A 24,098-nucleotide genomic window follows, 5' to 3' on the forward strand; every position below is an offset into this window, starting at 1 on the left:
GGGCCATGTCCTGTCATGCTTCGCCTCGGCGAGCTTTGCAATCGTCGGTCGGCGAACGATGGAGTCGGAACGCCTCCCGGGCGTCGATTCAGAACGACAGACGCAGCGACGACTGCAGCACGGTCTGCGCCTGCGCGGCCGGCTCGGCGGCCGTGGCGCGCGAGGGGCGACTGCTCCAGATCTTCATAGCCTCCAGGCGCAGGTCGGCGTGCTTCGACAGCGCCAGGCGCCAGGCGCCGGTCAGGGCCCAGCCATGCTCGTCGTTGTTGTCGATCGTGGTCAGACTGTGATCGACCACGTCGAAGCCATCGATGCGCCCGGTCAGGGTGGCGCGGCCGACGTCGTGCGAGACCAGGGCGTAGGCGGCGTGGAAGCTGACGTCGGCGAACAGGCCGTCGCCCGTGGGAAAGCCCATCTCGGTGCGCCCGACCATCGCCTGGGCCAGCACCCGGGTGTGCGGCGCGGGGTCGAGCCGGGCGCCGACCTCGGTGAACCGGGTCGCCCAGGCCCACTGCAGGTCCGGCGTGACGCCGACCTTGTCGCCGCGGTTGTCGTAGTGGAACACGTGGACGGCGAAGGCGTCGGACGGCCGCCACTCGCCGCGCAGGTACCAGCCGGTACGGTGATCGATCTCGAGCTGGGAATAGCTGTCTGTCGCCTGCACCATGGCGGCGAATGGGCTCAGCGGCGGCAGGGGGAACGACCCGTTGGCGGTGGACTTCAGGTCGTGCATCGCCCAGCCGCGATAGGTCAGCAGGGTCCCCGCGGTGTCGTCGTAGCCGAACACGCCCCCGGTCAGGGACAGCTGCTGCTCGCCGAAGTCGCGGCTCACCTGCGCCTCGGCCCCGACCACCTTGACCTCCTCACCCACCCAGCTGTTGATCGCCGACGGGGTGATGGTGTCGGTCACGCCCCAGACCGGGGCGTCGTGCTCCAGGGAGATCGGCGGGTAGAACAGGCCGAACCGGGCCTGGAAGCGGGTGTCGGAGCGGGGGACCGGCTTGAACACCACATAGGCCTGCGAAAGATCGACCGGGTGTTCCTGGCCGGGCTGGGCGGTGACATCGACCACCGCGCTCCAGGCCCAGTTCAGTCTGGGACGCCACTCCAGCGCCGCTTCCGCCACCTGCAGGCGCGCGCGATAGCCGCCGCGCGCATCGCCGCCGTAGCGCGCCTTGCCATAGCCGCCGTCGGTGAACGCGGGCTCGCCGTCGGCCGCGGACAGTCGCAGGTCGACCAGGCCATGCAGGGTGTCGGGCGACAGGATGTCGGCCTGCGCCCAGGCGGGCGACACCCAGGCGATCTGGGCCACCAGCGCCCAGGCCAGGCTCAATGGTGTCAGCGCCGCAAGCCGCATGGCCGGCGCCCTCCCCTCGGCGCGAGCTACCCGCCGCCGCTGGACGCCAGGGGCGTCGACCAGCCGACGGAAGTGGCTGAATTCACGCGTCTATCTTCGTGCAAGAAGGTCAACACTTCCTTGAGCGGCATCGGCCGGGCGATCAGGTAGCCCTGCGCCACGTCGCAGCCCATCGCCGCCAGGATCGCGTAGGCGGTCTCGGTCTCGACCCCTTCGGCGGTGACCTTCAGGCCCAGGCTGTGCGCCAGGTCGACGGTGGAGCGCACCAGCAGGGCGTCGCGCTGGCTGTCGGCGACGTTCAGCACGAAGGCCTTGTCGATCTTCAGTTCGTTGGCCTTGATCTGTTTCAGATAGGCCAGCGACGACAGGCCCGAGCCGTAGTCGTCGATCGAGATGTGCAGGCCGGCGCCGGAAAACCGCTCGATCAGCCCCAGCGCCAGTTCCGGGTTCTCGATCACCGCGGTCTCGGTGACCTCGAAGCACAGCGCCCCCTCCGCCCGGGACGCCAGCTGCAGGGCCGTGTCGCCGAAGTCCGGGTCGCTGAGCAGCCGACCGGAGATGTTGACCGACATCTCAAGCTCGTGCCGCGCGATGCGCATGGCCGCCTGATGTTCGATGGCCTCGGCCAGCACCCAGTCGGTGAGCGCGCGGATATGGCCGGTCTCTTCGGCCAGCGGGATGAACCGGTCCGGCGCGATCAGGCCCCGGGTGGGATGGCGCCAGCGCACCAGCGCCTCGACGCCGCAGATGCGGCCGCTGCGGATGTCGCGCTTGGGCTGATGGTGCAGCACCAGCTGCCCCGCCTTCAGGCCCTCCAGCATCTCGCTCATCATCGACAGGTTGCTGGCCGGATCGCCGTAGGCGGCCGGGTCGAAGACGGCGATCTTGCGCCGCGCGGCGCGCGCCTGCTCGACGGCGATGTTGGCCCGCTCCACGGCCGAAAGGCCCTGCGGCGCCTCGGCCGGCTGCCCGGCCAGGCCGACGGTGACGCCGACGTCCACGGTCGCGGCCGCCAGCCGCACCGGCGCCTCCAGGCCGTCGACCAGGCCGGCGAAGAGCGCCGTCGCTGCGGCGTCGTCCGTGGCGCGGAAGGCCAGGCCCAGCACATCGCTGGACAGGCGGGCGATGACCGCGGACGGCATGCGCCGCGCCAGGCGCGCGCCGAGTTCGCGCACCAGGGCGCCGGCCTGCTCATAGCCGATGGCCGCGCGCAGGTGGCCGTAGCGCTCCACGCCGACGGCCGCGACCATCACCCCGTCCGCGCCGCGCCGGCGCAGCTCCGTCAGGTGCTTTTCCAGGCCCAGGCGGTTGGCCAGTTCGGTCTCGCCGTCGTGCATGGCCAGGTGGGTGATGCGCCGTTCGCGCTCGCCGATCTCGGCGGCCATGGCGTTGAAGCTGTCGGCCAGCCGGGCGATCTCGTCGCGGGTGTCGACGGTGACGCTGGCGTCCTGACCGGCCTGGAGCCGTCTTGCGGCGTCCTCGAGCGCCGAGATCGGCCGGGTGACGCTGCGCGCCAGGGCCCAGCTGCCGGCGAACACCAGCGCCAGCCCCATCAACCCGGTGACCAGGATCACCCCGGTCAGCGCCTGGTAGGGCGCCAGCGCCCGCGCCAGGGGATAGCGCAGCAACAGCACCGCCGGCGCGCCGCCGCCCATCGCCTTCAACGGCTTGGCCAGGGCGATCGCCGGGCCCTCGGCCGACGGAAGATCTCCCGGCTCGCCCTTCCCGGCGCGGCTGGCGGCGATGAACCGGTCGATGGTCCGCATCTGTGCGGCCTTGAAGCCGGCGTTCGACGACACCCAGCCGCCGCGCCCGTCGCGCCCGAGCACCATGGCGTCGAGCGGGATGGCGGAGAGCCGCTCCAGGGAAGTCATCTCGCGGTCGTCGAGGCGGCCGGCGAACACCACCCAGCCGGTCAGGGTGGGCGACAGGATCGGCGCGGCGATCGCCTGGAAGGGCCGGCCGTTCATCACCAGCACCCCGGCGGGCGCATCCTCGTTCTGCGCCGCGCCGCTCACGGCCGCAGCGGCGTCGCCCAGCGGGCGGTCGTCGGAGGCCATGACGGTTCCGTCGACCCCGACGATGAAGGCCTCGTCGATGCCCAGCCGCCGGCGCAGGTTCTCCAGCGCCGACTGGATGGTCGCCTTGTCGTGCGTCGCCACCGCGGCGCGGAAGCCGAAGTCGCGCGAGAGCAGCCCGGCGCCGTCTTCCAGCTGCTGCGAGCGCATCGACCAGAGCCGGTCGAACACCGCCCCGCTGGCGGCCAGCTGCTGGCGGGTGACCCGCTCGGCGTTGCTGGTCACGGCGCCGTAGACGGCCAGGGAAATCAGGGTCAGGGCGACGCCGAACAGGGCGGCGTAGAGCACCGCCAGCCGGGTGCGCAGATGCCGGAACTTCGGCAGGCGCATCGTCAGTAGGCTCCACGATGTTCGGGCGGCGCGCGCATCTCCGCGGTGACGGCCATCCGGCCCTGGCCGCGGGCGGTCAGGGTGTTGCCGGCCGCGCGAAGGTACGGATGCCAGACCCGCACGGTCAGGTCGCCCGCGGGCACGTCGTGCAGCACGGCCAGGCCATTGGCGTCGGTCTTCGCCGCGGCGGCGGCGTCGGTCACCAGGATGAAGGCGACCATGCTGTCGTGGATGTTGCAGCCGAGGGCGATCACCCCCGCCTTGTCGAAGCGCACCTTGCGGCTTTCGTCGCGGCCATAGAGCTTCAGCTCGAAGGGATGCGCCGGCGAAAAGGAATAGACGTGGTGGCGCACCTTATCGAGGTTGGGAAAGGCCACCTCGGCGCCCACGGGCACGACCAGGACGAAGGGGTCGAACTGCAGGTCGTGCTGCGCCATGCGGTAGGGCCCGCTCAGGTGCGACGGCCCGTGAACGTCGGGCAAGGTCACCACCGCATCGGCAACGGGCCGGCCCGAGGCGGTCCGCACGCTCACCAGCAGGTCCGCCGCCCGCGCAAGGGTGGGAGCCAGCAGGACGAGCATGGACAGCAACACGGCGCGCATGACGCCGGATTAACCGGATTTGGTGAACCGCCCCTAAAGCCGGCGCCGGACTGGCGTGCGCCTCAGCCGTACCGGCGCGCCTGGCCACGGTCTTCGTGCAGGAACCGCACCAGGTCCTCGTAGGCCATCGGCCGGGCGATCAGGAAGCCCTGGGCGGTGTCGCAGCCCATGGCGGCGAGCAGGGAATAGGCCGCGTCGGTCTCGACCCCCTCGGCGGTGACCTTCATTCCCAGGCTGTGCGCCAGGGCGATGGTGGTGCGCACCACCAGGGCGTCCTTCTGGCTGTCGGCGACGCCGAGCACGAAGGCCTTGTCGATCTTCAGCTCGTCGGCGCGGATCTGCTTGAGGTGCGCCAGGTAGGACAGGCCCGCCCCGTAGTCGTCGATGGCGATGCCGATGCCGGCGTCGGAGAAGCGCTCGAGGGTGGTCAGGGCGACCGGCGGATTTTCCATCACCGCCGACTCGGTGACGTCGAACACGATGCGCCCCTCGGCCTTCGCCGCGGCGGTGATGGCGTTCTCGATGAACTCCGGGTCGCTGAGCAGCCGCCCCGGCACGTTGATCGACATGTCCAGGTCGTGGCGGGCGGTCTTCAGCGCGGCCTGCAGGTCCAGGGCGTTCTTCAGCACCCACTCGGTCATCGGCCGGATGTGGCCGGTGGTCTCCGCCACGCCGACGAAGCGGTCGGGCGACAACAGGCCCAGCCGCGGGTGGCGCCAGCGCACCAGGGCCTCGACGCCGCTGGTGCGGCCGCGGCGCATGTCGTGGCGCGGCTGCAGGTGCAGCACCAGGTCGCCGGCGGTGATCGCCTGCGCCATCTCGCTCATCAGCGCCAGGGTCGCCGCGGGATCGCCATAGGCGCCGGCGTCGAACACACCTACCGGCCTGTGCGCCTTGCGCGCCTGGTCCACGGTCGAAAGGGCCCGCTCCACCGTGGTGCGCGCGCCTGCGTCGCCGCCGATCAGCGTGGCCAGGCCGACGGTGACGTCGATGTTGAAGCTGACCCCGCTGACCGTCACCGGCGCGCGCAGCGCCTCGGTGATGCCCAGCGCGACCTTGCGCGCGGCGGCCTCGTCGGGGGTGCGGAAGATCACCCCCAGGCTGTCGCCGGAAATCCGCCCGATCGGCCACTTGGGCATCGCCCGCGACAGCCGCGCGGCCACCTCCTCCAGCAGCTTGCCCGCGGGCTCGTAGCCGACGGCGACATGCAGGCTCTTGAGGCGGTCGACGCTGACCGCGGCCATCACCACACCCGTCGCGTTCTTGCGCGCCAGGTCGGTCAGCCGCCATTCCATGGCGAAGCGATTGAGCAGGCCGGTCTCGGCGTCGTGCATGGCCGTGTGGCGGATGCGCCGGTCGCGTTCGGCAAGGGTGGAGGCCATGGCGGTGAACCGGCGCGCGATGTCGCCCGCCTCGCCCTTGCCCTCGGTGTCGACCTCGGGGGACGAGCCCTTTTCCACCTGGTCGATGGCCTGGCCCAGGGCCTCCAGCGTGCGCGCCAGACGGTTGGCGCGGCGGGTGGCCAGGACGACGAACACGCCGCCCACCAGGGCGAAAACCAGGCCGGCGGCCGCCGCCACCATCCAGATCGCCGCCGGCAGCAGCGCCGCCGGCGCCGCGAAGGCCGCCTTGGCCGGAGCCGCCGCGGCTGGCGCCGCCAGCGCGGAAGCCGGCGCGGCCAGGGTCAGTCCGATCAGGGTCAGGGTGCGGCAAGCCATGCCGCCGATCTAGCTGAACTTCGTGAAGCCCAGCTAAAATCAAACGGTTAGTACGACTTAACCCTACCGCGCCCCAACACCGGCTTCAGGTCGCCAGGGCGATGCCGCCGTCCACCGGGATCGTCGCCCCCACCACGTAGTCGCCGGCCCGCGACGCCAGGTAGATGGCCGCGGCGGCCATGTCCTCGTCCGTGCCGATGCGGCGGGCCGGCACGCGCTGGGCCACCTCGTCGCCGTGGTCGCGCGCGTCGCGGTTCATCTCCGAGGCGAACGGCCCGGGCGCGATGCAGCTCACCACGATGTTGTCCTCGATCAGCCGCGCGGCCAGGCGCCGCGTCAGGTAGATCAGCCCCGACTTGGAGGCATGGTAGGAATAGGTCTCCTGCGGGTTCAGCCGCATGCCATCGATCGAGGCGATCATGATCACCTTGGCCGGCCGCTCGTGCGACCCCGCCGCCGTCAGCGCGCCGTGCAGCGCCTGGGTCAGGAAGAACGGGGACTTCAGGTTCAGGTTCAGCACCTTGTCCCAGCCGCTTTCCGGGAAGCTGTCGAAGTCCGCGCCCCAGGCCGCGCCGGCGTTGTTGACCAGGATGTCCAGCTTGGGCTCCAGCGCCGTCAGCCGCTCGGTCAGCGCCTTGCAGCCCTCCACCGTCGACAGGTCCTGCGGCAGGGAGATGCACGTTCCGCCGCCCCGCGACAGCTCCTCCGCCGCCGCGTCGCACTGGGCGACCTTGCGCGAGGAGATGTAGACCTTGGCCCCGGCGTCGAGGAAGCCTTCGGCGATCATCCGGCCGATGCCGCGCGAGCCGCCGGTGACCAGGGCGACGCGGCCCTCCAGTGAGAACAGATCCTTGCGCATGACGTCCCTTCCCTTTGCCTGTGCAGGGGCGGAGGTCACGCGGGATGGCGCTTCAGGTCAAGCGCGGAGGCTTCAGTCGCCCGCGGCGGCGTCCAGCAGCAGGTAGGCGCGCCCAGCGTCGGAGGCCAGCAGGGCGGCGGCCTGGAAGCCCTGGTGGTCGCGGCGCATGGCCTCGGCGATGATCGCGGCATAGCGCTCGACGAAGGTCTGGGCGTTGGCGCGGAACGGGGTGTCGCTGATCAGCCGGCGTGACAGCCGGCGTACGGCCGCCGGCGCCAGGGTGCGAACCACCTCGCGCGCGCCTACCGGGTCGTTGGTCTGCACGACGGCGGCGATCTCCTCGACCCGGCCGCGCGACAGCAACGCCGTCGGATCGATCCCCATGCCCTCCACCTCCCGGAACAGGCTGCGGCCAAGCTCGGCGTCCTGGCCGGCGGCGTCGCCGTCGATGGAGGTCAGCAGCTCCTTCCACGACCAGCCTTCGGCGGCCGTGGTCGGCGGCGAGGCGCCGCCGGCGGCGCCCTGGAACACCGCCTTGAATTCCTCGTCGGTCGCTGTGGGCGTCAGCCGCAGGCGCGGACGGCCCGCCGGTTCCGGCGCGGTGGGCGCCGCCGCGGGCGGGGTCGCCGGCGGGACGACCTCGGCGGCGGCCGGCGCCTCGACCGCGGGCGGCGGCGGGGCGGCGGTCCCGGCGGTCGGCTCGTGCGGGTGCAGCGACGAGATCCGCGCCGGCCGGCCGGCGGGGGCGCGGCGCAGGCCCTCGGCCCCCTGCCCGCCCTGGGCGACCACGCCCATCAGCTGGACCGCCTCGCTGAGCATCTCGTAGTTGCGCTTGACCCGGTCCTGGAAGGCCGCGTCGATCGCCTGGGTCTCCTCCGAGGCGCGGCGCGCGGTGGCCAGCAGTTCGTCGAGGCCGGTGGCCAGGGCGGCGCGGATCTGCTCGGCCTGCTTCTCCGCCTCGGCCGGCATCTGCGAGGCGCGGGCGCCCACCTGGTTGAGGACGGTCTCCAGCGTCTCGATCGCGGTGCGGGCGTCGGTGACCCCGGTCTCCAGCCGCTTCGAGGTGCGCTGGCCCGCCTCCTCGATCAGCCGAGCCGACTGCTCGATCAGCCCACGCGCCTCCGACAGGCGGGCCTCGAACACCTGGTCGGCCTTCTGGCCGGCGGAAAACGCGGCCTCGTTCAGCTGCTCCACCCGGGCGCGGGCCGCCTCGGCGTGGATGTCCGCCGCCTCGCGCGCCTCGCTGGCGGCGTGAGACAGGGCTTCGACCGCGGCGTGCATCTGCGCCTCAAGCGCCTGCCGCTCCTTGGCCCCGGCCTCCGACAGGGCGTTCAGCGAGCCGACGGCGCTGTCGCTGAACAGGTCGCGCTCATGCCGCGCATGCTCGGACAGCTCGCGGAACTTGGAAGCGGCGGCCTCGATCAGGTCGCTCAGCGCCTGGGCGCCGATCGTGGTCACCTCGTTCAGCGCGGCGACGTCGCGGCTGGCGCCGGCGATGAAGGTCGACAGCTGCGCCGTGCGGCTCTCGGCCAGGGCCGCGAAGTCCTCCTGGTCGGCGCGCAGGGCGTGGGCCACCGTCACCAGGCTGGCGCGCTGGTGGGTCAGGCCGTCCTCGAGGGCCCGCAGCTGGTCGCCCACGCCGAGCCCGGCGGTCTCCAGGCGGGCGATCTGCCGGGCCAGGTCGTCGCCGGCGGTGCGCGAGGCGTCCGTGGCCTCCATCGCGGCGGCGGCGAGGTCGGCGGCGCGACCGGCCAGGCTGGCCTCGGCCTCACGCAGCTGGGTTTCGGCCAGGTCGGTGGCCTGGGCCACCATGTCCACCTGGCGATTGATCGCATCGGCCACGGCGGCGGCGCGGGCGTCGAGGGTCACCGCCAGGGTCTGCATCTGGCCCCGTTCCTTCGAGAGGCCATCCGTCAGGGCCACGGCGGTGCGGTGCGCGTTGCCGGCGGCGTCGGACAGCTGGGCGGTCTCCCGCGCCAGCGCCTCGCGCAGGGCGCTCAACCGCTGCGAGGCCTCGTCGGCCATGCGAGACGCGGCGTCCACCTGCAGCCTCAGGGCCTCCACCACGCTGCCCGCCTCGTTGGCCGCCACGGCGGCCGGGCCGATCATCACGTCGGTGAGCTGCTTGGCGCGGCGCACCTCGCCGGCCAGCAGCAGCGCCTGGCGCACGGCGAAGGCGGCCGCCCAGATGAAGCCCAGCGGCGCCACGGCCAGGGCGGCCAGCACGGCCAGGCCGAAGGCTTCGTTGTCCAGCGGGCCGAGCCGCGACTGGTAGCCGACCACGAACGCGGCCAGCCCACCGGCCCACAGCAGCGAAGCCACCGTCGCGGCGATATACGGGCCGCGGACCGGCGGGGCCTTGGGCGCTCTCAGGTCCGGCAGGGCGCTGGCGGGCAAGTCGGTCCTCGCCGGAAACAGCGCCTGGGCGGGCGCATCCGTGGTCCTGGCCACCGATTGCGCCGCCGCGGGCGCGGGGGGCTGCATCCGCAAAGCCGGTTCGGCGGGCGCGGGTTCCGTGCGGACAGGTTCGGCGGCCGGCGGCGCGGCGAGCGTCGGCTCGGGCGGCGAAGGCGCGTCCAGCGGCTGGGCCGGACGCAGAACCGGTCCCTCCGAAGCGGGCGGCGGCGGCGCGGAGGGTTCAGCGGCGGCGGGCGGAGCGGCGTCCGGCGCAGGTTCGGGCGCCGAGCGCTCGGGCGTCGGCACGGCGCCCACCTTGATGGACGGGAAGACCAGAGGAGTACGTTTGCTGCTGGACATCGCGTCCCGAACTCGAGGCCACGCCAAACCCCGCGTGCGACGGCCCCCTTCGCACGCGTTCTGAAGGTAGCGGCGAAATCGCGAATGCGCAAAGCGACTTCGCCCGATCAATGATCCTGACATGCCGATGAGAAAACCTCGCCCATCCGGCGGGGGTGGTTCGCTTGCGCCGAGGGCGCGCCTCGCATAATTCACCGGCAAAGGGCCCGTCCGTCGACGCACATCATGCGGCGGCGGATTTTTCGTTTGGCCTGGACCCGCCTTATGTCGCTCGAACTCGCGCCGCCCCCTCCCGCCCTCGGGCGCGCCAAGGATCCCCACGCCATGCTGACCCACCTGCAGCGCCTGGAGGCCGAGAGCATCCACATCATGCGCGAGGTCGTGGCCGAGTGTGAGCGGCCGGTGATGCTCTATTCCGTGGGCAAGGACTCCGCCGTGATGCTGCATCTGGCGGCCAAGGCCTTCTATCCGTCCAAGCCGCCGTTCCCGCTGCTGCACGTCGACACCACCTGGAAGTTCCAGGCCATGTACGAGATGCGCGAGCGCATGGCCCGCGAGCTGGGCTTCGACCTGATCGTCCACCAGAACCCCGAGGCCAAGGCGCGCGGCATCAACCCGTTCGACCACGGCTCGCTGCACACCGACATGTGGAAGACCGAGGGCCTGAAGCAGGCGCTGGACAAGTACGGCTTCGACGCGGCCTTCGGCGGCGCCCGGCGCGACGAGGAGAAGAGCCGGGCCAAGGAGCGGGTGTTCTCGTTCCGCTCGGCGCAGCACGTCTGGGACCCGAAGAACCAGCGGCCGGAGCTGTGGAAGCTCTACAATGCCAGGAAGCGCCAGGGCGAGAGCCTGCGGGTGTTCCCGATCTCCAACTGGACCGAGCTGGACATCTGGCAATACATCCACCTGGAGAACATCCCCATCGTGCCCCTGTACTACGCGGCCGAGCGGCCGGTGGTGGAGCGTGACGGCGCGCTGATCATGGTCGACGACGAGCGCATGCGGCTCAATCCCGGCGAAACGCCGATGATGAAGAAGGTCCGTTTCCGCACCCTGGGTTGCTACCCCCTGACCGGGGCGGTGGAGAGCGAGGCCGACACCCTGCCGCAGATCATCCAGGAAATGCTGCTGACCACCACTTCGGAGCGCCAGGGCCGGGTCATCGATCACGACCAGTCCGCCTCGATGGAGAAGAAGAAGCGCGAGGGGTACTTCTAGTGGCTCACATTAGCGACCTGATCGCGTCCGACATCGACGCCTATCTGGAGCAGCACCAACACAAGTCGCTGCTGCGCTTCATCACCTGCGGCAGCGTCGACGATGGTAAGTCCACCCTGATCGGGCGGCTGCTGTACGATTCCAAGATGATCTTCGAGGACCAGCTGGCGGCGCTGGAGGCGGACTCCAAGAAGGTCGGCACCCAGGGCGGCGAGATCGACTTCGCCCTGCTGGTCGACGGCCTGGCCGCCGAGCGCGAACAGGGCATCACCATCGACGTCGCCTACCGGTTCTTTTCCACGGACCGGCGCAAGTTCATCGTCGCCGACACCCCCGGCCACGAACAGTACACCCGCAACATGGTCACCGGCGCCTCGACGGCCGACCTGGCGGTGATCCTGATCGACGCCCGCAAGGGGGTGCTGACCCAGACCCGCCGTCACTCGTTCCTGGTCAGCCTGATCGGCATCAAGAACGTGGTGCTGGCGGTCAACAAGATGGACCTTGTGGACTACGATCCGGCCGTGTTCGAGCGCATCGTCGCCGACTACCGGACTTTCGCCGCGGGGATCGGCATCGACGACTTCCTGGCCATCCCGATCTCCGGCCTGCGCGGCGACAACATCACCAGCGCCAGCGACCGCACCCCCTGGTACGGCGGGCCGACGCTGATGCAGCACCTGGAGACGGTGCAGATCGACGAGGCGCGGCTGCAGGCGGGGCCCTTCCGCATGCCCGTGCAGTGGGTCAACCGACCGAACCTCGACTTCCGCGGCTTCGCCGGCCAGATCGCCGCGGGCGTGGTCCGGCCCGGCGACGCGATCAAGGTGCTGCCCTCGGGCCGCGAAAGCCGCATCGCCCGCATCGTCACCAAGGACGGCGATCTCGACGAAGCCGTGGCCGGCCAGTCGGTGACCCTGACCCTGACCGACGAGGTCGACTGCTCCAGGGGCGACGTGATCGCCGTCGCCGGCGATCCGCCGGAGGCCGCCGACCAGTTCGAGACCACCGTGGTGTGGATGGCCGAGGAACCGCTGCTGCCCGGCCGCCCCTATTGGCTGAAGATCGGTACACGGATGGTCTCGGCGACGGTCACGGAGCCCAAGTACAAGATCAACGTCAACACCCTGGAACACCTTGCCGCCAAGCAGCTGGAACTGAACGAGATCGGGGTCTGCAACATCAGCCTCGACCGGGCGGTGGCGTTCGATCCGTACGAGGTCAATCACGACCTGGGCGGCTTCATCCTGATCGACCGGATCACCAACGCCACGGTCGGCGCCGGCATGATCCGCTTCGCCCTGCGCCGCTCGCAGAACATCCACTGGCAGGCGCTGGACGTCACCAAGGCCACGCGCGCGGCGGCCAAGGGTCAGCGCCCGGCGGTGCTGTGGTTCACCGGCCTGTCCGGCTCGGGCAAGTCCACCATCGCCAACCTGGTGGAGAAGAAGCTGCAGGCCATGGGCCGGCACACCTATATCCTGGACGGCGACAACGTCCGGCACGGCCTGAACCGCGACCTCGGCTTCACCGACGCCGACCGGGTGGAGAACATCCGCCGCGTGGCCGAGGTGGCCCGGCTGATGGCCGACGCCGGCCTGATCGTGCTGGTCTCGTTCATCAGCCCGTTCCGCTCCGAGCGGCGGCTGGCGCGCGACCTGCTGCCGGCCGGCGAGTTCATGGAGGTGTTCGTCGACACCCCCCTGGCCGTCGCCGAGGCGCGCGACGTCAAGGGCCTCTACCGCAAGGCCCGGGCCGGCGAGCTGAAGAACTTCACCGGCATCGACAGTCCCTACGAGCCGCCGGAGAACCCCGAGATCCGCGTCGACACCACCCAGGTGGCCGCAGCGGACGCCGCCGAACTGATCGTGCAGCGCATGGACGAGCGGGCGGAGGACTACAGCATCTGAGGCGGCGCGCGCCTCAGGCGAAGACGCCGGCCAGTTCCTCCCGCGAGCCCAGCCCGGTCGCCGGGCCGATCGCCGCATGGAGAGAGTCGAGCGCGCCCAGCCCGAACACAAGACCGATCGGCGAGCCCGCGGCAGAGCCGCACGCCGCCGGCAGTTTGGCGATGAGCCAGCTTGGCGTTCCACTCGCGGCCGCGCGCAACACGCCGCCCACCCCGCCGGCGACACCGCCGGCAACCCCACCGGCCAACGCGGCGGCGACAAGGGTCGCGATCGAGAGGCCGAGAATGCGCCACACCAGGCGCCGGGTTGCAGGCCAGCTGCGCCAGACACTGACCCGCCCCTCGGCGGCGGTGACAAACGGCGAGAACGCCAGCCGCGCGTAGAGGTAGACATAGGCGGCGGCAAGCGGTGTCGCCGTCGCCGCCAGGACGAGGCTCATGCGCAGGTCGAGCATCGCCAGCACGTCCTTCAGGGCCGGATGCGCCGGAAACTTCGCCGCGTTGCCACCGACGCCGATCATCACGCCGAAGATCACCGCGATCGCCAGCACCCCGAGGATCGCCAGCCCCCCGAGACAGATCGCGCGCAGCAGCCCTGCGCCGAGCAGCCGCCATTCGAGCTTGGTCCATTGCAGGCCCCAAGGGCCCAGCCTTCGGTTGTCGTGATGATCCGCCGGGAGCTCCATCACCAAACGCAGCATTGCGCCCGTCAGCATGGCTTCGCAGACAAGCTTGAGCGCCCCGACCAGCAGCGAAAGCCAGACACTTAGCGTGCTGTCGCCGGGCGCCAGCTCACCGGCCAGGGAGACCGCCGAGAACAGCAACATGGCCAGCGGCGCCCGGCGAAAGGCGACGTTCAACGCCGCCCATCCGGACCTCATCGCATCTGCGAACACGCCCATCCCCCCAACTGCATCAAGACACCCTTGCCTGAGCAAGGGCGCATTGCAACGGCCGGGCGAACAGCGTGTGGCATGCCTTCGACGCCGGCAGACGGCGTGCGAAATGGCGCGGCGCCTCATCTCGGGGATTGAGCGGCTCAACCCTTCGTGTAAGGCCAAGGCTGTTCAGCGCTGGGGGAAGTATGCGTCTGAGTCTTGTGACCGCTCTGGCGGCGTTGATCGGCGGACCGTGTCTAGCGGCCGACATCACCAAATCCACCGACGGAGACACCTACTTCAACCGGCCCGGTGCGAGCCTGGCGGCGCATGACGCCGACGTGCGCGAGTGCCGCAAGCTGAGCGAGCTGGTGCACCAGCCCCTGGGCGCGATGCCCGCGACCACGATCTACACGGACTCGCCAGCCGCCGGCGCCATCGGCGGGGCGCTCGGCACGGTCGTGGCGGTCGACATGCAGATCGCCATCGAAGACAGGGCGGTGCGGCCCGTGCTGATCGAGGACTGCATGGTCGTGCGCGGCTGGCGGGTGGTCCAGGTGAACGCCGCCCAGGCGCAGGCCCTGACCGAGCTGCCGCACAAGGACAAGGCCGCCAGGCTGGCCGAGTATGTCGGCGCCGCGCAGCCGGTTGGAACGGTGGTGCGCACGTTCGCCAACGAGGCCGCAGGGCCGGGCTCCGCCGGCATCTTCGTTCCGGGGGCGCGAGGAGGGTCGCAGCTCAGCGCGGAGGCCGCTTCGCACGCGGACAACGGCCGGCCCGAGGTTCCGCGGGGCCGCTACTACACCCCGCCCGCCGACCCGCGGAACGCGCCCTGGCGGCCGTACAGCGCCCGGCCGCCGAAGCCGCTGAAGGACGTGGAGCTGGGGGGCGCGCCGCCGCACATGGCCCTGATCGTCGTCAACGTCGGCGGCGACGACCGCGTGGTCAAGGTCACCCTGGAGCGCGTCGGTCCCGACTGGGCGACACCGGCCTGGTCCGACGGCAAACCTGCGCAGATCACCGCCGCCCTGCCGGCCACGACTGTCGCCAAGGCCGGGCAGCGCAACGGCGCCACCCTCGTGTTTCCCGCAGCCCCAGGGCGCTGGCGCATCGCCAGCGTGGGCGTCGGCGAGGTGACCTTGAGCCTCTGCTTTGGCTCGCCCGCGTTCGAGGTCAAGGAAGGTGAGGTCGTCTACGCCGGCGCGTTCGCGCCCGACCACGTCATGCCGGACATGACCCTCGAGCCTGCCAGGGCCGCCTTCCCCGCCTTGTCCACCGCGGTGGATAAGCTGCGAGCGGCGGAGTGGATCAATGGCGCGCAGGGTCAGTGCGAAGGGACCTATTTCTATGTGATGGAGGCGCCGGGCAGGCCGTACCTGCCAGACTACCGGTTCGGCGCCCGGGCAGGCGTCAATCCCCCGGACGTCGCGCCCAACCCCGGCGTGTCGCCGGGGCCGGACGGCGCCACGCCGACGGGCGGCCGTGGCGGCTAGAGCGATGGCGCGCCTGGCGATCGGCGTGGGCCTGGCGCTGGCGGCCGCCGCGACGGCGGCCTTGGCCGCGCCGGAAGCCTATATCGTGCACATGCCGGGCTATCAGCCGCCGGACACGCATCGCGCGCCTCGGCCGCCGGTCTCCGAAGACCTGCAACGCGACCTGGCGCGGCCGGCGCTGGTCGCGGATGGCTCGGCGCCGGCGGTCCAGAGCGGCGCGCTCAGCAAGGGGCAAGCCGTCCTCACCGTCGGCGTACTCCATGGCCTGACGGCGACTCTCGACGAGGCGATGAGCACGGGCGGATGGCGTCCGGTGCGGATCGCGGCCGGTTCGCCGCTGTTCGGAACGCCGATGGGCGGACCGGATGGCCCGACGCTGGCCTGGTGCGCGCCACAACGCCAGCCGGATGCGAACGGCGCGCCGCATTGGCGCACCTTCTGCCTGCCCTTCGGGGAGAAGGGCTTTGTCTGGGTGGAGGCGAAGCCGGCCCTGATGCCCCTGACCCTGGCCTGGATGGACGGCGTCGCGCGGGACGCTCCCGCGCCGAAGGTCACCCGGGGGACGGCTGCCCTGCCGGCCATGAAGCTCGCCTATGTGTTCGGGGGCTGGGACAAGCGCGGGTGGATGCTGCTGCAGGAGACCTTGGACTGGGGCGAGGGCCCGCAGCCGCTCCGCGCCATCGCCCTGCCGCCAGGCGGCAACGGCGCCGTCACCGTGAAGTTGATGGGCGGCGAGATCGCCTTGCGCCAGGCCTCAGCCTCGCGCCCCGAGGCGGCGGTCGCCGACGTGCTTGCGCCGCCGCGGGCGGACGCGCCGATCGTCTTCTAGGCGCCGGCGCAGAACTGCGACTGCTTCCCGTCACAGATTTCCTGCAAGGCCCGGCGCCCGCGCCTGTGGCAGAAGGCGGGTCACAAGACATTCTGGAGGAACCGCAATGACCATCGGCAATGACGGCACGGGGCTGCAACTGCGCTCCCTGGTGAAGGACACCGGCGAGATCGAGATCTCGCTGGCCCGCGTGCCGATCCCGCAGCCGGCGGACGACGAGATCCTGGTGCGCATCGAGGCCACGCCGATCAATCCGTCCGACCTCGGCCTGCTGCTGGGGCCGATCGACGTGTCGACGGCCAAGGTCAGCGGCTCGGGCGACGACGCGGTGGTCACAGCCCCCCTCTCCGCCCCCGCCATGCGCGCCCTGGCGGCGCGGGTCGGCGAATCCCTGCCCGTCGGCAACGAGGGCGCGGGCACGGTGGTCGAGGCCGGGTCCTCGCCGGAAGCCCAGGCCCTGGTCGGCAAGAAGGTCGCCATCCTCGGCGGCGCCATGTACGCCCAGTACCGGGCGGTGAAGGTGCGCGACGCCCTGCCGCTGCCGGCGGACGCCACCGCCGCCGACGGCGCCTCGTGCTTCGTCAACCCGCTGACCGCCTTGGGCATGGTCGAGACCATGCGCCTGGAGGGCCACACCGCCCTGGTGCACACCGCCGCCGCCTCCAACCTCGGCCAGATGCTCAACAAGATCTGCCTGAAGGACGGCGTCGATCTGGTGAACATCGTGCGCAGTCCGGCGCAGGCGCAGATCCTCAAGGACATCGGCGCCAAGCACATCGTCGATTCCAGCGCGCCGACCTTCATCGACGACCTGATCGCCGCCCTCACCGAGACCGGCGCCACCCTGGCGTTCGACGCCATCGGCGGCGGCAAGCTGGCCGGCCAGATCCTGAGCGCCATGGAGGTGGCGGCCAACAAGCGCTCGGGCGCCGCCTACAGCCGCTATGGCTCGACCACCTACAAGCAGGTCTACATCTATGGCGGACTGGATACCGGCCCGACCGAGCTGAACCGCGCGTTCGGCATGAGCTGGGGCCTGGGCGGCTGGCTGCTGACGCCATTCCTCGGCAAGATCGGCGCGCAGGGCGCCCAGCGCCTGCGCCAGCGCGTGGCCGACGAGCTGAAGACCACCTTCGCCAGCCACTATACGGCCGAGATCTCCCTGGCCGAGGCGCTGAAGCCCGAGGTGATGGCGGCCTACAACCGCAAGACCACCGGCGAAAAGTACCTGATCAACCCGAACAAGGCCTGAGCCTGGGTCGGCGAGCGGCGAACCGCCGCTCGCCCGCCACGGCGCCGCTCAGTCCGCCAGCAGGGCGTGGGCGATCTTCTCGCGGGTGAACGGCAGCTCGCGGATACGCGCGCCAAGCGCATGGGAGACGGCGTTGCCGATCGCCGCCATCGCCGGTCCCAGCGAGACTTCGCCCGCGCCCACGCAGCGTTCGTGCTGCGCCATCACCAGCTCGATCTCCACCGGCGGGACCTCGTCGAAGCGCAGGATCGGATAGTCGTCCCAGGTGATCGACTGCACGCCGCGCCCGGCCAGGCGCACCTGCTCCTTCAACGCCCAGCTGGCGGCCATGATCATGCCGCCCTCCAGCTGGTTCTTCACCCCGTCCGGATTGATCACCTGCCCGCAGTCGGCGGCGCACCACAGGCGTTCGAGCCGCACTTCGGCGTCGACGCTCAGCGCCGCGGCGACGGCGACATAGGCCCCGCGGTCGCGATAGCGGCAATACGCCAGTCCGAGCCCCTGCCCGGCCCCGCCGGGACCGCGCTCGGCCCAGCCGCTCATCCGCGCCAGCGTCTCCAGCACATGCCGCGCGCGCGGATCGGAGGTCATCCCCAGGCGGAAGGCCAGCGGGTCCTGGCCGGCGATCTCGGCCAGCTCGTCGATGAAGCATTCGCCGGCATAGGTGTTCACCGGCCCGCCCAGGCCGCGCAGCGAAGAGGTGCGCACAGGGCCTGGCGACACCAGGTGCTCGGCATAGCGCCGCGCCGGGATGTCGTAGGACGGCAGGGCGTTGAGGATGCCGCCGCTGAAGCGCACCCCGCCGGGCCCGGTGGGCGGGACCATCGGCGGCGGCGGCGGCAGGCCGAGCGCGGTCTGGGCCAGGGCCTGGCCCCGGCCACCGGTATGCGAGCCGCTCCAGATGTCGGCGGTGTAGTCGACCAGCCGCCCGCCGGCGTCCAGCTCGGCCGCCAGCTCGATGTGCATCGCCGTGCCGAGCGGTTCGTGGCCGAACTCGTCCTCGCGCCGCCATTGCACGCGGATCGGCGCGCCCGGGCGGCGCATGGCGATCACGGCGGCGTCGACGGCGGCGTCGTCAGAGCCGTTGTGGCCATAGGTTCCCGCCCCCTGGGCATGGATCACGCTGATCGCCTCGGGCGCCAGGCCGCAGAGCCGCGCCAGCAGCTGGCGCATCGGATAGACGCCCTGGGCGTGGGTCCAGACGGTCAGCCGGCCGTCCTGAAACTGCGCCACGCCGCATGACGGGCCCATCGAGCCGTGGGCTATGTATGGCCGGCCGTAGGCGGCCTGATGGCGGCGCCGATTTGAAGCCTCCGCCGGCGGATCTCCGGTCGGATAGGCCGTGGCGGGCATGGCCTTCAGCGAGATCGGCTCCGACACCGCCGGCGACAGGTCGCGCGCGCCGTGCCAGGCGGCGCCGAGCTCGGCGGCGCCGATGGCCGCCTGCACCGCCCGCTCGCTGGGCGACAGCAACGCTACGAACTGGCCCTCGCGGACGATCTCGATCGCCGCCTCGCCCGCGGCGTGACGGATCGCCGCCTCGTCCAGGTCGGCAAGCACGGCGTCCGGGCCGGGCTGGCGCAGCACCCGCGCGTGCAGCATGCCGGGCAGCGCCAGGTCCTGCAGATAGGCGGCGCCGAACACCTTGGGCGGCAGGTCCAACCGCGGGGCGCTCTGGCCCAGCAGCCGGTGCTGATCGGGGGACTTCCAGCGGGCTTCGCCGGTGGGCGGCTGGCTCAGGTCCACGGCGTCGGCCAGGTCCCAGTAGCTGAGGCCCGCATCGGCGCCGTCGCGCTGGAAGACGCCGTCGCGCACGTCCAGCACGCCCGGCGCGCAGCCCAGGCGCTTGGCCGCCTCGGCGACGAACAACGCCCTCGCCTCCGCGCAGGCCGCGCGGATCGCCGCGCCGGAAGTCTCGATGCTCATGCTGCCGACGGTCAGGCCTTCGTCGGGGGACAGGTCGGTCTGCGGCGTGACCACGTCCAGCCGCGACATGCCCACGTCGAGTTCCTCCGCGGCGATCATCGCCAGGCCGGTCAGCGCCCCCTGCCCATACTCCACCTTGCCCACCGCCACGCGAACGCGGCCGGGGGTCTCGAAGCCGATCCAGCGATCCAGGCGCGGGTTGTTGGCCAGGTTGACCGGGATCATGCCGCCACCTGCGCCCGCATCCGCTCGGCCGCCAGGGCCACCGCGGCCAGGATCCGGTTGTGCGCCCCGCAGCGGCACAGGTGCCAGGACAGCGCCTGGGCGATCTCGGCGCGGCTGGGGTCCGGATTGCGGTCCAGCAGCGCCTTGGCGGCGACGATGATGCCGGAGAGACAGTAGCCGCACTGGCCGGCCTGCAGGTCCAGGAACGCGGTCTGCAGCGGATGCGGCCGTTCCGGGGTTCCGATCCCTTCCAGGGTGGTGATCGACTTGCCCTCGAGGTTGCCGACCTCCAGCTGGCAGGACGCCCTGTCCTCGCCATCCACCAGCACCGCGCAGGCGCCGCACTGGCCGGCGCCGCAGCCGTAGCGGGCGCCCTTCAGCTCAAGCTCGGTGCGCAGAACGTCCGGCAGGCTGGCGGTGTCGTCGACGCTTAGGCGATGCGTCTGGCCGTTGATGGAAAGGGTGACCTCGCGCAGCACGCCGACCTCCGGGAAGCGAGGCCGCCAGCGTGGCGCCATTGCGCGCCGGAGAGAAGCAATTCAGTCGGCGTCGTGTCCGTCATCGGTCAGCGCATCGGTGATGCGATAGCGTCGGCCGGTCTCGACGTCGAAGTGGGTGGCGGCGGGGTCTTCGCCGGCCAGCGCCTGCAGCACCCGTCCGTTCCAGCTGACGAGCCGGCCGGCCGGCGAGCGGCGCAGCCAGGCGGTCTCCACCGCCGGCGGACCATCAACGGCGGCCACCCGCGCCCGCCAGATGGCGGGCGCGGGCTCGGCAGGAGCCCCCTGCCCGGCCTCTGGCCGCTCCCCGGTGACCGCCTGCAAGCGCAGCCAGGCGTTCACCGCCGCGGCCACGGGCCCCGGCACGGGCAGGCCGGCGAACCAGCGGGAGACCGTCGAGCGGTCGACGCCCAGGGCTTCGGCGAGGCGGGACATCCAGCCCCGCTCGCCGAAGAGGGCGACGGCCGCCCGACGGAGCTCCTCGGCGGTCAACCGGTGAACTCGGCCGCAAAAGCTTCCTGCGCCTGGATGAACCGCAGGACCTGCTCCGAAAAGCCGTCCAGGTGGGTCCAGGGACCGTAGCCGACGCCGTTGCGGGCGCTGGCCACGTTCAGCAGGTAGGCCTTCGCCGCACGGGGCGGCGGGACCTGGTCATGCGACTGTTCGTCGGTGACCACGATCAGCCGGTCGTGCGGCAGCCGGTTCACGTGCGCCACGGCCTTGCCGAGGTAGGTGCCGCCGTGCGGCTGCGACCGCACCACCGCGTCCACCCCCGCCATGCCGCGCCGCGCCGGGACCTCCACCACCTGGTTGGAGAAGGTGAAGACCCGCACGTCGCCCGGGACGATCGAGGCCAGGGTCGCAGCCGCGTCGAGCCGGGTGAGGTCCGACTTGGCCGAGAGCCGTGCGTCCATCGAGCCCGACACGTCCACCAGCACGATGGTCCGGCCGGCCAGGACGGGGCCTTGCAGCACCGCCTCGGCCAGGGCCTGGTCGAGCTGGGGTTCGAAGCGCGGCGCCGCGCGGGCCGCCGCCACATAGCGGAACGGCAGCACCCGCTCGGCGCCCCGGCGCGCCAGGATCGCCTCGGTCACCAGGGCCTCGTCGACGCCCGCCTGGTCCATGTTCCGCAGGTTGCGGAGCAGGGCCAGGTAGCCCAGCTTGCGCTCGGCCAGCAGGCGCTCGAAGGTCTCGCGCTTGTCGGCGCCGCCGGACAGGGCCACTTCCCAGGTGTCCGGAGACGGCAGGGTGCGCTCGGCGACCTGCTTCCACAGGGCCGCCTGGGCCTCGTCCTTCGGCTTGGCGTGCACCAGGAACAGCACGTCGCGCAGCTTCACCGGGCCCTCGCGGTCGTACTTGGCCAGCTGGTAGGCGTCGAACTTGCCGAACGCCTGCGCCAGGCCGAGCTTGACCTGCTTGGCCAGGGGCTTGCGCCCGCCGCGCCAGTACAGGGCCAGGAACTCCGACAGCTCGTCCGCCCGCTGGATCACCCGCGCGATGGTCTGCGAGACCAGGGCGGTCCCGCGGCCGGTGCGCACGAGGGCCAGCAGCAGCAGCAACGGCGCATGCCGCAGCTTGAACTGTTCGCGCGCCTCGATCGCCAGGGCGGCCGTGGTCGCGGCGGGAACCTCGAGGGCCAGGGCCAGGATGCGATCGGCGATCGCCTGGCCGTCCTCGTAGAACTCGTCTTCCCACAGCAGGCACGACAGCACCGAGCGGCGCAGCGCCTGTTCGGCGGTCAGCACGACGGCGGGCGCGCCCTCGTGGGTGAGGGGCGGCGGACGGGGAGCAAAGATGTTGAGACGCATCGGACGCCTCCTCTGACTGAATTACGGACAACCGGGCCGGGGAAAGGGCGAGAACGAAGTCCCCCCGGCCGAGCGGCTGTCACCGCCCTTTCAGGGAGTGGGATTCGAACCCATGCCGTGAGGCTTCACCATCGAAGAAATCGCTCTCTTCACCACCAATCCGGAGCTCCGAAAGCCACGGCGGCCGGTCCGTTTCCGGAGCCAGCCGCCGCGATCTCGAAGCTGAGCCTTGATACCAGAAATGATGCGTTATGCAACACGAAAGTTTCACGGGGAATGGTCGTCCTGGGCAGGCGCTTCCCTCGGATCACGTCCATCCGAACCTCGGGCCGAAGCCCGGGCCGCCCTTTTCCTGGTGACGATGAACCCCAGTCCTGTCGCCACCGCGAAACCTTCAATGCCGGGGAACGTCCGGGGATCGTAGCCTCCCGAAGGAAGCGCCGTTTCAAGGACGAAGTAGCGATCCCACATCACCACCGGCAAAGCACGCAACACTAAGCGCCCTGGGGAACAGGCGAGATCGAAGACGCCCCTTGCGGGGCCCCGGCGCGCGAGGCGTGTGGCCCCCGCCTTCCGGCTTGCGAAGAAATCGATCTCTACGCCACCAGGACGCACGCCGCAGGGGTACAGGCGGAAGCGGCCATTCCATCGCTCTATCCAACTGAGCTACGCGGCAAGCCGCGAGGGGACTCGAACCCCCGACCTATGGATTAACGAAGCAATCGCTTCCTACGCCACCTGAGGCGCGGTCCTTCTATGACGGGATGGTGCGTAATGCAACAATTAATGTTCGCGCTCCGCCCGCCCCCTCGAGCCCTCTGCTGGCGCTCCGGGCGTTCGGCGCGGCGATCGCCTTCGGCGACCGCATAGGCGCGGGCTTACGCCCGCGCCTCGCGCCTCACCCCTTCACGCACACCACCTGGCGCAGAGTGTGGACGATCTCCACAAGGTCGGACTGGGCGGCCATGACGGCGTCGATGTCCTTGTAGGCCATCGGCGTTTCGTCGATCACGCCCTCGTCCTTGCGGCATTCCACGTGGGCGGTGGCCGCGACGTGGTCCTCCAGCGAGAACCGCCGCTTGGCCTCGGCCCGGCTCATGGCCCGGCCGGCCCCGTGCGAGCAGGTGCAGAACGAGTCCGCATTGCCCTTGCCACGGACGATGAACGACTTGGCGCCCATCGAGCCGGGGATGATCCCCAGGTCGCCGTCGCCCGCGCGCACCGCCCCCTTGCGGGTCAGCCAGACCGTCTCGCCGAAGTGGGTCTCCTGCGCCACATAGTTGTGGTGGCAGTTGACCGCCAGCTTGGTGAGCTGGAACGGCGGCAGGGTCTCGCGCAGGGCCATCAGCACCCGGTCCATCATCAGCTGCCGGTTGGCCCGGGCGTAGTCCTGGGCCCAGAGCACCGCCTCGACGTAGTCGTCGAACAGCGGTTCTCCCTCCAGGAAGAACGCCAGGTCCCGGTCCGGCACGTGGTAGCCCAGCACCCGTCGCGCGAGCTCCTCGCGGGCCCGTTCGATGAAGTAGGTCCCCACCAGGTTGCCGGTGCCGCGCGAGCCGGAGTGCAGCATCACCCAGACCCGGTCCGCCTCGTCGAGGCAGACCTCGATGAAGTGGTTGCCGCCGCCCAGCGTACCCAGCTGCTTCAGCGCCTTGTCGCCCCGGATCTTCGGGTGCTTGTCCACGATCCGCTCCAGTCGCGCCGACAGACCGCCCTTGAAGGCGGTCGCCGAGGAGGCCGGCGCATCCTTGAAATCACCCCCCGGTCCGTTGCCGGCCGGCGCCTTGCGTTCGATTGCGGAGCGAAGCGGCGCAAGGGAATCCGGCAGGTCGGACGCCGTCAGGCTGGTCCCCACCGCCATCATGCCGCAGCCGATGTCCACCCCGACCGCCGCCGGGATGATCGCCCCCTTGGTGGGGATCACCGAGCCCACCGTGGCGCCGCGGCCAAAGTGCACGTCGGGCATCACCGCCACGTGGCTGTGGATGAACGGCAGGCCGGCGACGTTGCGCAGTTGCTGCACCGCCTGGTGTTCCATGGGCACGCCACGGGTCCACGCCCGGATCGGCGCGCCGTGGCTTTCGATCACTTCATATCCGCTCATCGTCCTCACTCCTCTGCCGCCCCTCCCGGCGTCACGGTCGAAGGAGGACTCCGCAAACGAAGAACCCCTCCAGGCCGGGCCGGGAGGGGTTCGCTCGCATCGCCGAAAGATCCGGTCGGACCCTTAAGCCTCGCTCCCCTCCGCCGCGCGCACGTCCAGCCGCTCGGTCATCTGACCGGGCTGCGTGACCTTGCGATTGGTGTCTGGCGAGTGGCCGAACATGGTTCCGTGTCCTTTCGGGAGCGGCGCTGGTACACG

Annotated in this window: 17 protein-coding genes; 5 read left to right on the plus strand and 12 right to left on the minus strand. The window is 71.2% G+C overall.

Annotation, left to right across the window (positions count from 1 at the left end; genetic code table 11):
• Window positions 1-88: 88 nt before the first annotated feature.
• The 6 genes from ACO2Q3_RS00260 to ACO2Q3_RS00285 all read right to left on the minus strand — a co-directional run bounded on the left by ACO2Q3_RS00260 (window position 89) and on the right by ACO2Q3_RS00285 (window position 9,701).
• Window positions 89-1,357: a hypothetical protein gene (locus ACO2Q3_RS00260; RefSeq protein WP_423304316.1), complete on the minus strand. Its 1,269-nt coding sequence runs from the start codon at window positions 1,355-1,357 to the stop codon at window positions 89-91.
• A gap of 26 nt (window positions 1,358-1,383) precedes the next feature.
• Entirely contained in the window at window positions 1,384-3,765 is a 2,382-nt protein-coding gene (locus tag ACO2Q3_RS00265; RefSeq protein WP_423304317.1) for a putative bifunctional diguanylate cyclase/phosphodiesterase, read from the minus strand.
• Window positions 3,766-3,767: 2 nt separating this feature from the next.
• Window positions 3,768-4,367 carry a methylamine utilization protein gene (locus ACO2Q3_RS00270; RefSeq protein ID WP_423304318.1) on the minus strand — a complete coding sequence of 200 codons (600 nt, stop codon included), beginning with the start codon at window positions 4,365-4,367 and terminating at the stop codon, window positions 3,768-3,770.
• A 62-nt stretch (window positions 4,368-4,429) separates the two neighbouring features.
• Complete coding sequence (locus ACO2Q3_RS00275) at window positions 4,430-6,085, minus strand: putative bifunctional diguanylate cyclase/phosphodiesterase (protein ID WP_423304319.1); 1,656 nt, start codon at window positions 6,083-6,085, stop codon at window positions 4,430-4,432.
• A gap of 85 nt (window positions 6,086-6,170) precedes the next feature.
• Window positions 6,171-6,944 carry an SDR family oxidoreductase gene (locus ACO2Q3_RS00280; protein WP_423304320.1) on the minus strand — a complete coding sequence of 258 codons (774 nt, stop codon included), beginning with the start codon at window positions 6,942-6,944 and terminating at the stop codon, window positions 6,171-6,173.
• Between the two features lie 72 nt (window positions 6,945-7,016).
• Window positions 7,017-9,701: a polar localization protein TipN gene (locus tag ACO2Q3_RS00285; protein ID WP_423304321.1), complete on the minus strand. Its 2,685-nt coding sequence runs from the start codon at window positions 9,699-9,701 to the stop codon at window positions 7,017-7,019.
• Window positions 9,702-9,965: 264 nt separating this feature from the next.
• Between ACO2Q3_RS00285 and cysD the strand changes: the two genes are divergently transcribed.
• Together cysD and cysN are read left to right on the plus strand one after the other, a co-directional pair.
• Window positions 9,966-10,919 carry a sulfate adenylyltransferase subunit CysD gene (gene cysD / locus ACO2Q3_RS00290; RefSeq protein WP_423304322.1) on the plus strand — a complete coding sequence of 318 codons (954 nt, stop codon included), beginning with the start codon at window positions 9,966-9,968 and terminating at the stop codon, window positions 10,917-10,919.
• Window positions 10,919-12,829, plus strand: coding sequence for a sulfate adenylyltransferase subunit CysN (gene cysN, locus ACO2Q3_RS00295; RefSeq protein WP_423304323.1), 1,911 nt, complete (start codon window positions 10,919-10,921; stop codon window positions 12,827-12,829). The genes cysD and cysN overlap by 1 nt, the downstream gene beginning before the upstream one ends.
• 13 nt (window positions 12,830-12,842) lie before the next feature.
• On the opposite strand, the gene ACO2Q3_RS00300 is transcribed toward cysN, so the two are convergent.
• Complete coding sequence (locus ACO2Q3_RS00300) at window positions 12,843-13,688, minus strand: hypothetical protein (RefSeq protein ID WP_423304324.1); 846 nt, start codon at window positions 13,686-13,688, stop codon at window positions 12,843-12,845.
• 224 nt (window positions 13,689-13,912) lie between these two features.
• Between ACO2Q3_RS00300 and ACO2Q3_RS00305 the strand changes: the two genes are divergently transcribed.
• The 3 genes from ACO2Q3_RS00305 to ACO2Q3_RS00315 all read left to right on the plus strand — a co-directional run bounded on the left by ACO2Q3_RS00305 (window position 13,913) and on the right by ACO2Q3_RS00315 (window position 17,280).
• The gene (locus tag ACO2Q3_RS00305; protein ID WP_423304325.1) at window positions 13,913-15,199 is read left to right on the plus strand and encodes a hypothetical protein; all 1,287 of its coding nucleotides are present in this window, start codon (window positions 13,913-13,915) and stop codon (window positions 15,197-15,199) included.
• Between the two features lie 4 nt (window positions 15,200-15,203).
• Entirely contained in the window at window positions 15,204-16,028 is an 825-nt protein-coding gene (locus tag ACO2Q3_RS00310) for a hypothetical protein (RefSeq protein ID WP_423304326.1), read from the plus strand.
• A 106-nt stretch (window positions 16,029-16,134) separates the two neighbouring features.
• On the plus strand, window positions 16,135-17,280 hold the full coding sequence (locus ACO2Q3_RS00315) for a zinc-binding dehydrogenase (protein ID WP_423304327.1): 1,146 nt from the start codon (window positions 16,135-16,137) through the stop codon (window positions 17,278-17,280).
• Between the two features lie 48 nt (window positions 17,281-17,328).
• On the opposite strand, the gene ACO2Q3_RS00320 is transcribed toward ACO2Q3_RS00315, so the two are convergent.
• The 5 genes from ACO2Q3_RS00320 to ACO2Q3_RS00340 form a co-directional block, all read right to left on the minus strand.
• On the minus strand, window positions 17,329-19,431 hold the full coding sequence (locus tag ACO2Q3_RS00320; protein ID WP_423304328.1) for a molybdopterin cofactor-binding domain-containing protein: 2,103 nt from the start codon (window positions 19,429-19,431) through the stop codon (window positions 17,329-17,331).
• Entirely contained in the window at window positions 19,428-19,910 is a 483-nt protein-coding gene (locus ACO2Q3_RS00325) for a (2Fe-2S)-binding protein (RefSeq protein ID WP_423304329.1), read from the minus strand. The genes ACO2Q3_RS00320 and ACO2Q3_RS00325 overlap by 4 nt, the downstream gene beginning before the upstream one ends.
• 60 nt (window positions 19,911-19,970) lie before the next feature.
• Window positions 19,971-20,363, minus strand: a complete 393-nt coding sequence (locus ACO2Q3_RS00330; RefSeq protein WP_423304330.1) for a hypothetical protein — start codon at window positions 20,361-20,363, stop codon at window positions 19,971-19,973.
• A 53-nt stretch (window positions 20,364-20,416) separates the two neighbouring features.
• On the minus strand, window positions 20,417-21,736 hold the full coding sequence (locus tag ACO2Q3_RS00335; RefSeq protein ID WP_423304331.1) for a TROVE domain-containing protein: 1,320 nt from the start codon (window positions 21,734-21,736) through the stop codon (window positions 20,417-20,419).
• 898 nt (window positions 21,737-22,634) lie between these two features.
• A complete protein-coding gene (locus ACO2Q3_RS00340) occupies window positions 22,635-23,840 on the minus strand; it encodes an RtcB family protein (RefSeq protein ID WP_423304332.1) in 1,206 nt (401 codons plus the stop codon).
• Window positions 23,841-24,098 lie beyond the last annotated feature (258 nt).

Source organism: Caulobacter sp. KR2-114 (genome assembly GCF_049446115.1).
Lineage (GTDB): Bacteria > Pseudomonadota > Alphaproteobacteria > Caulobacterales > Caulobacteraceae > Acaudatibacter.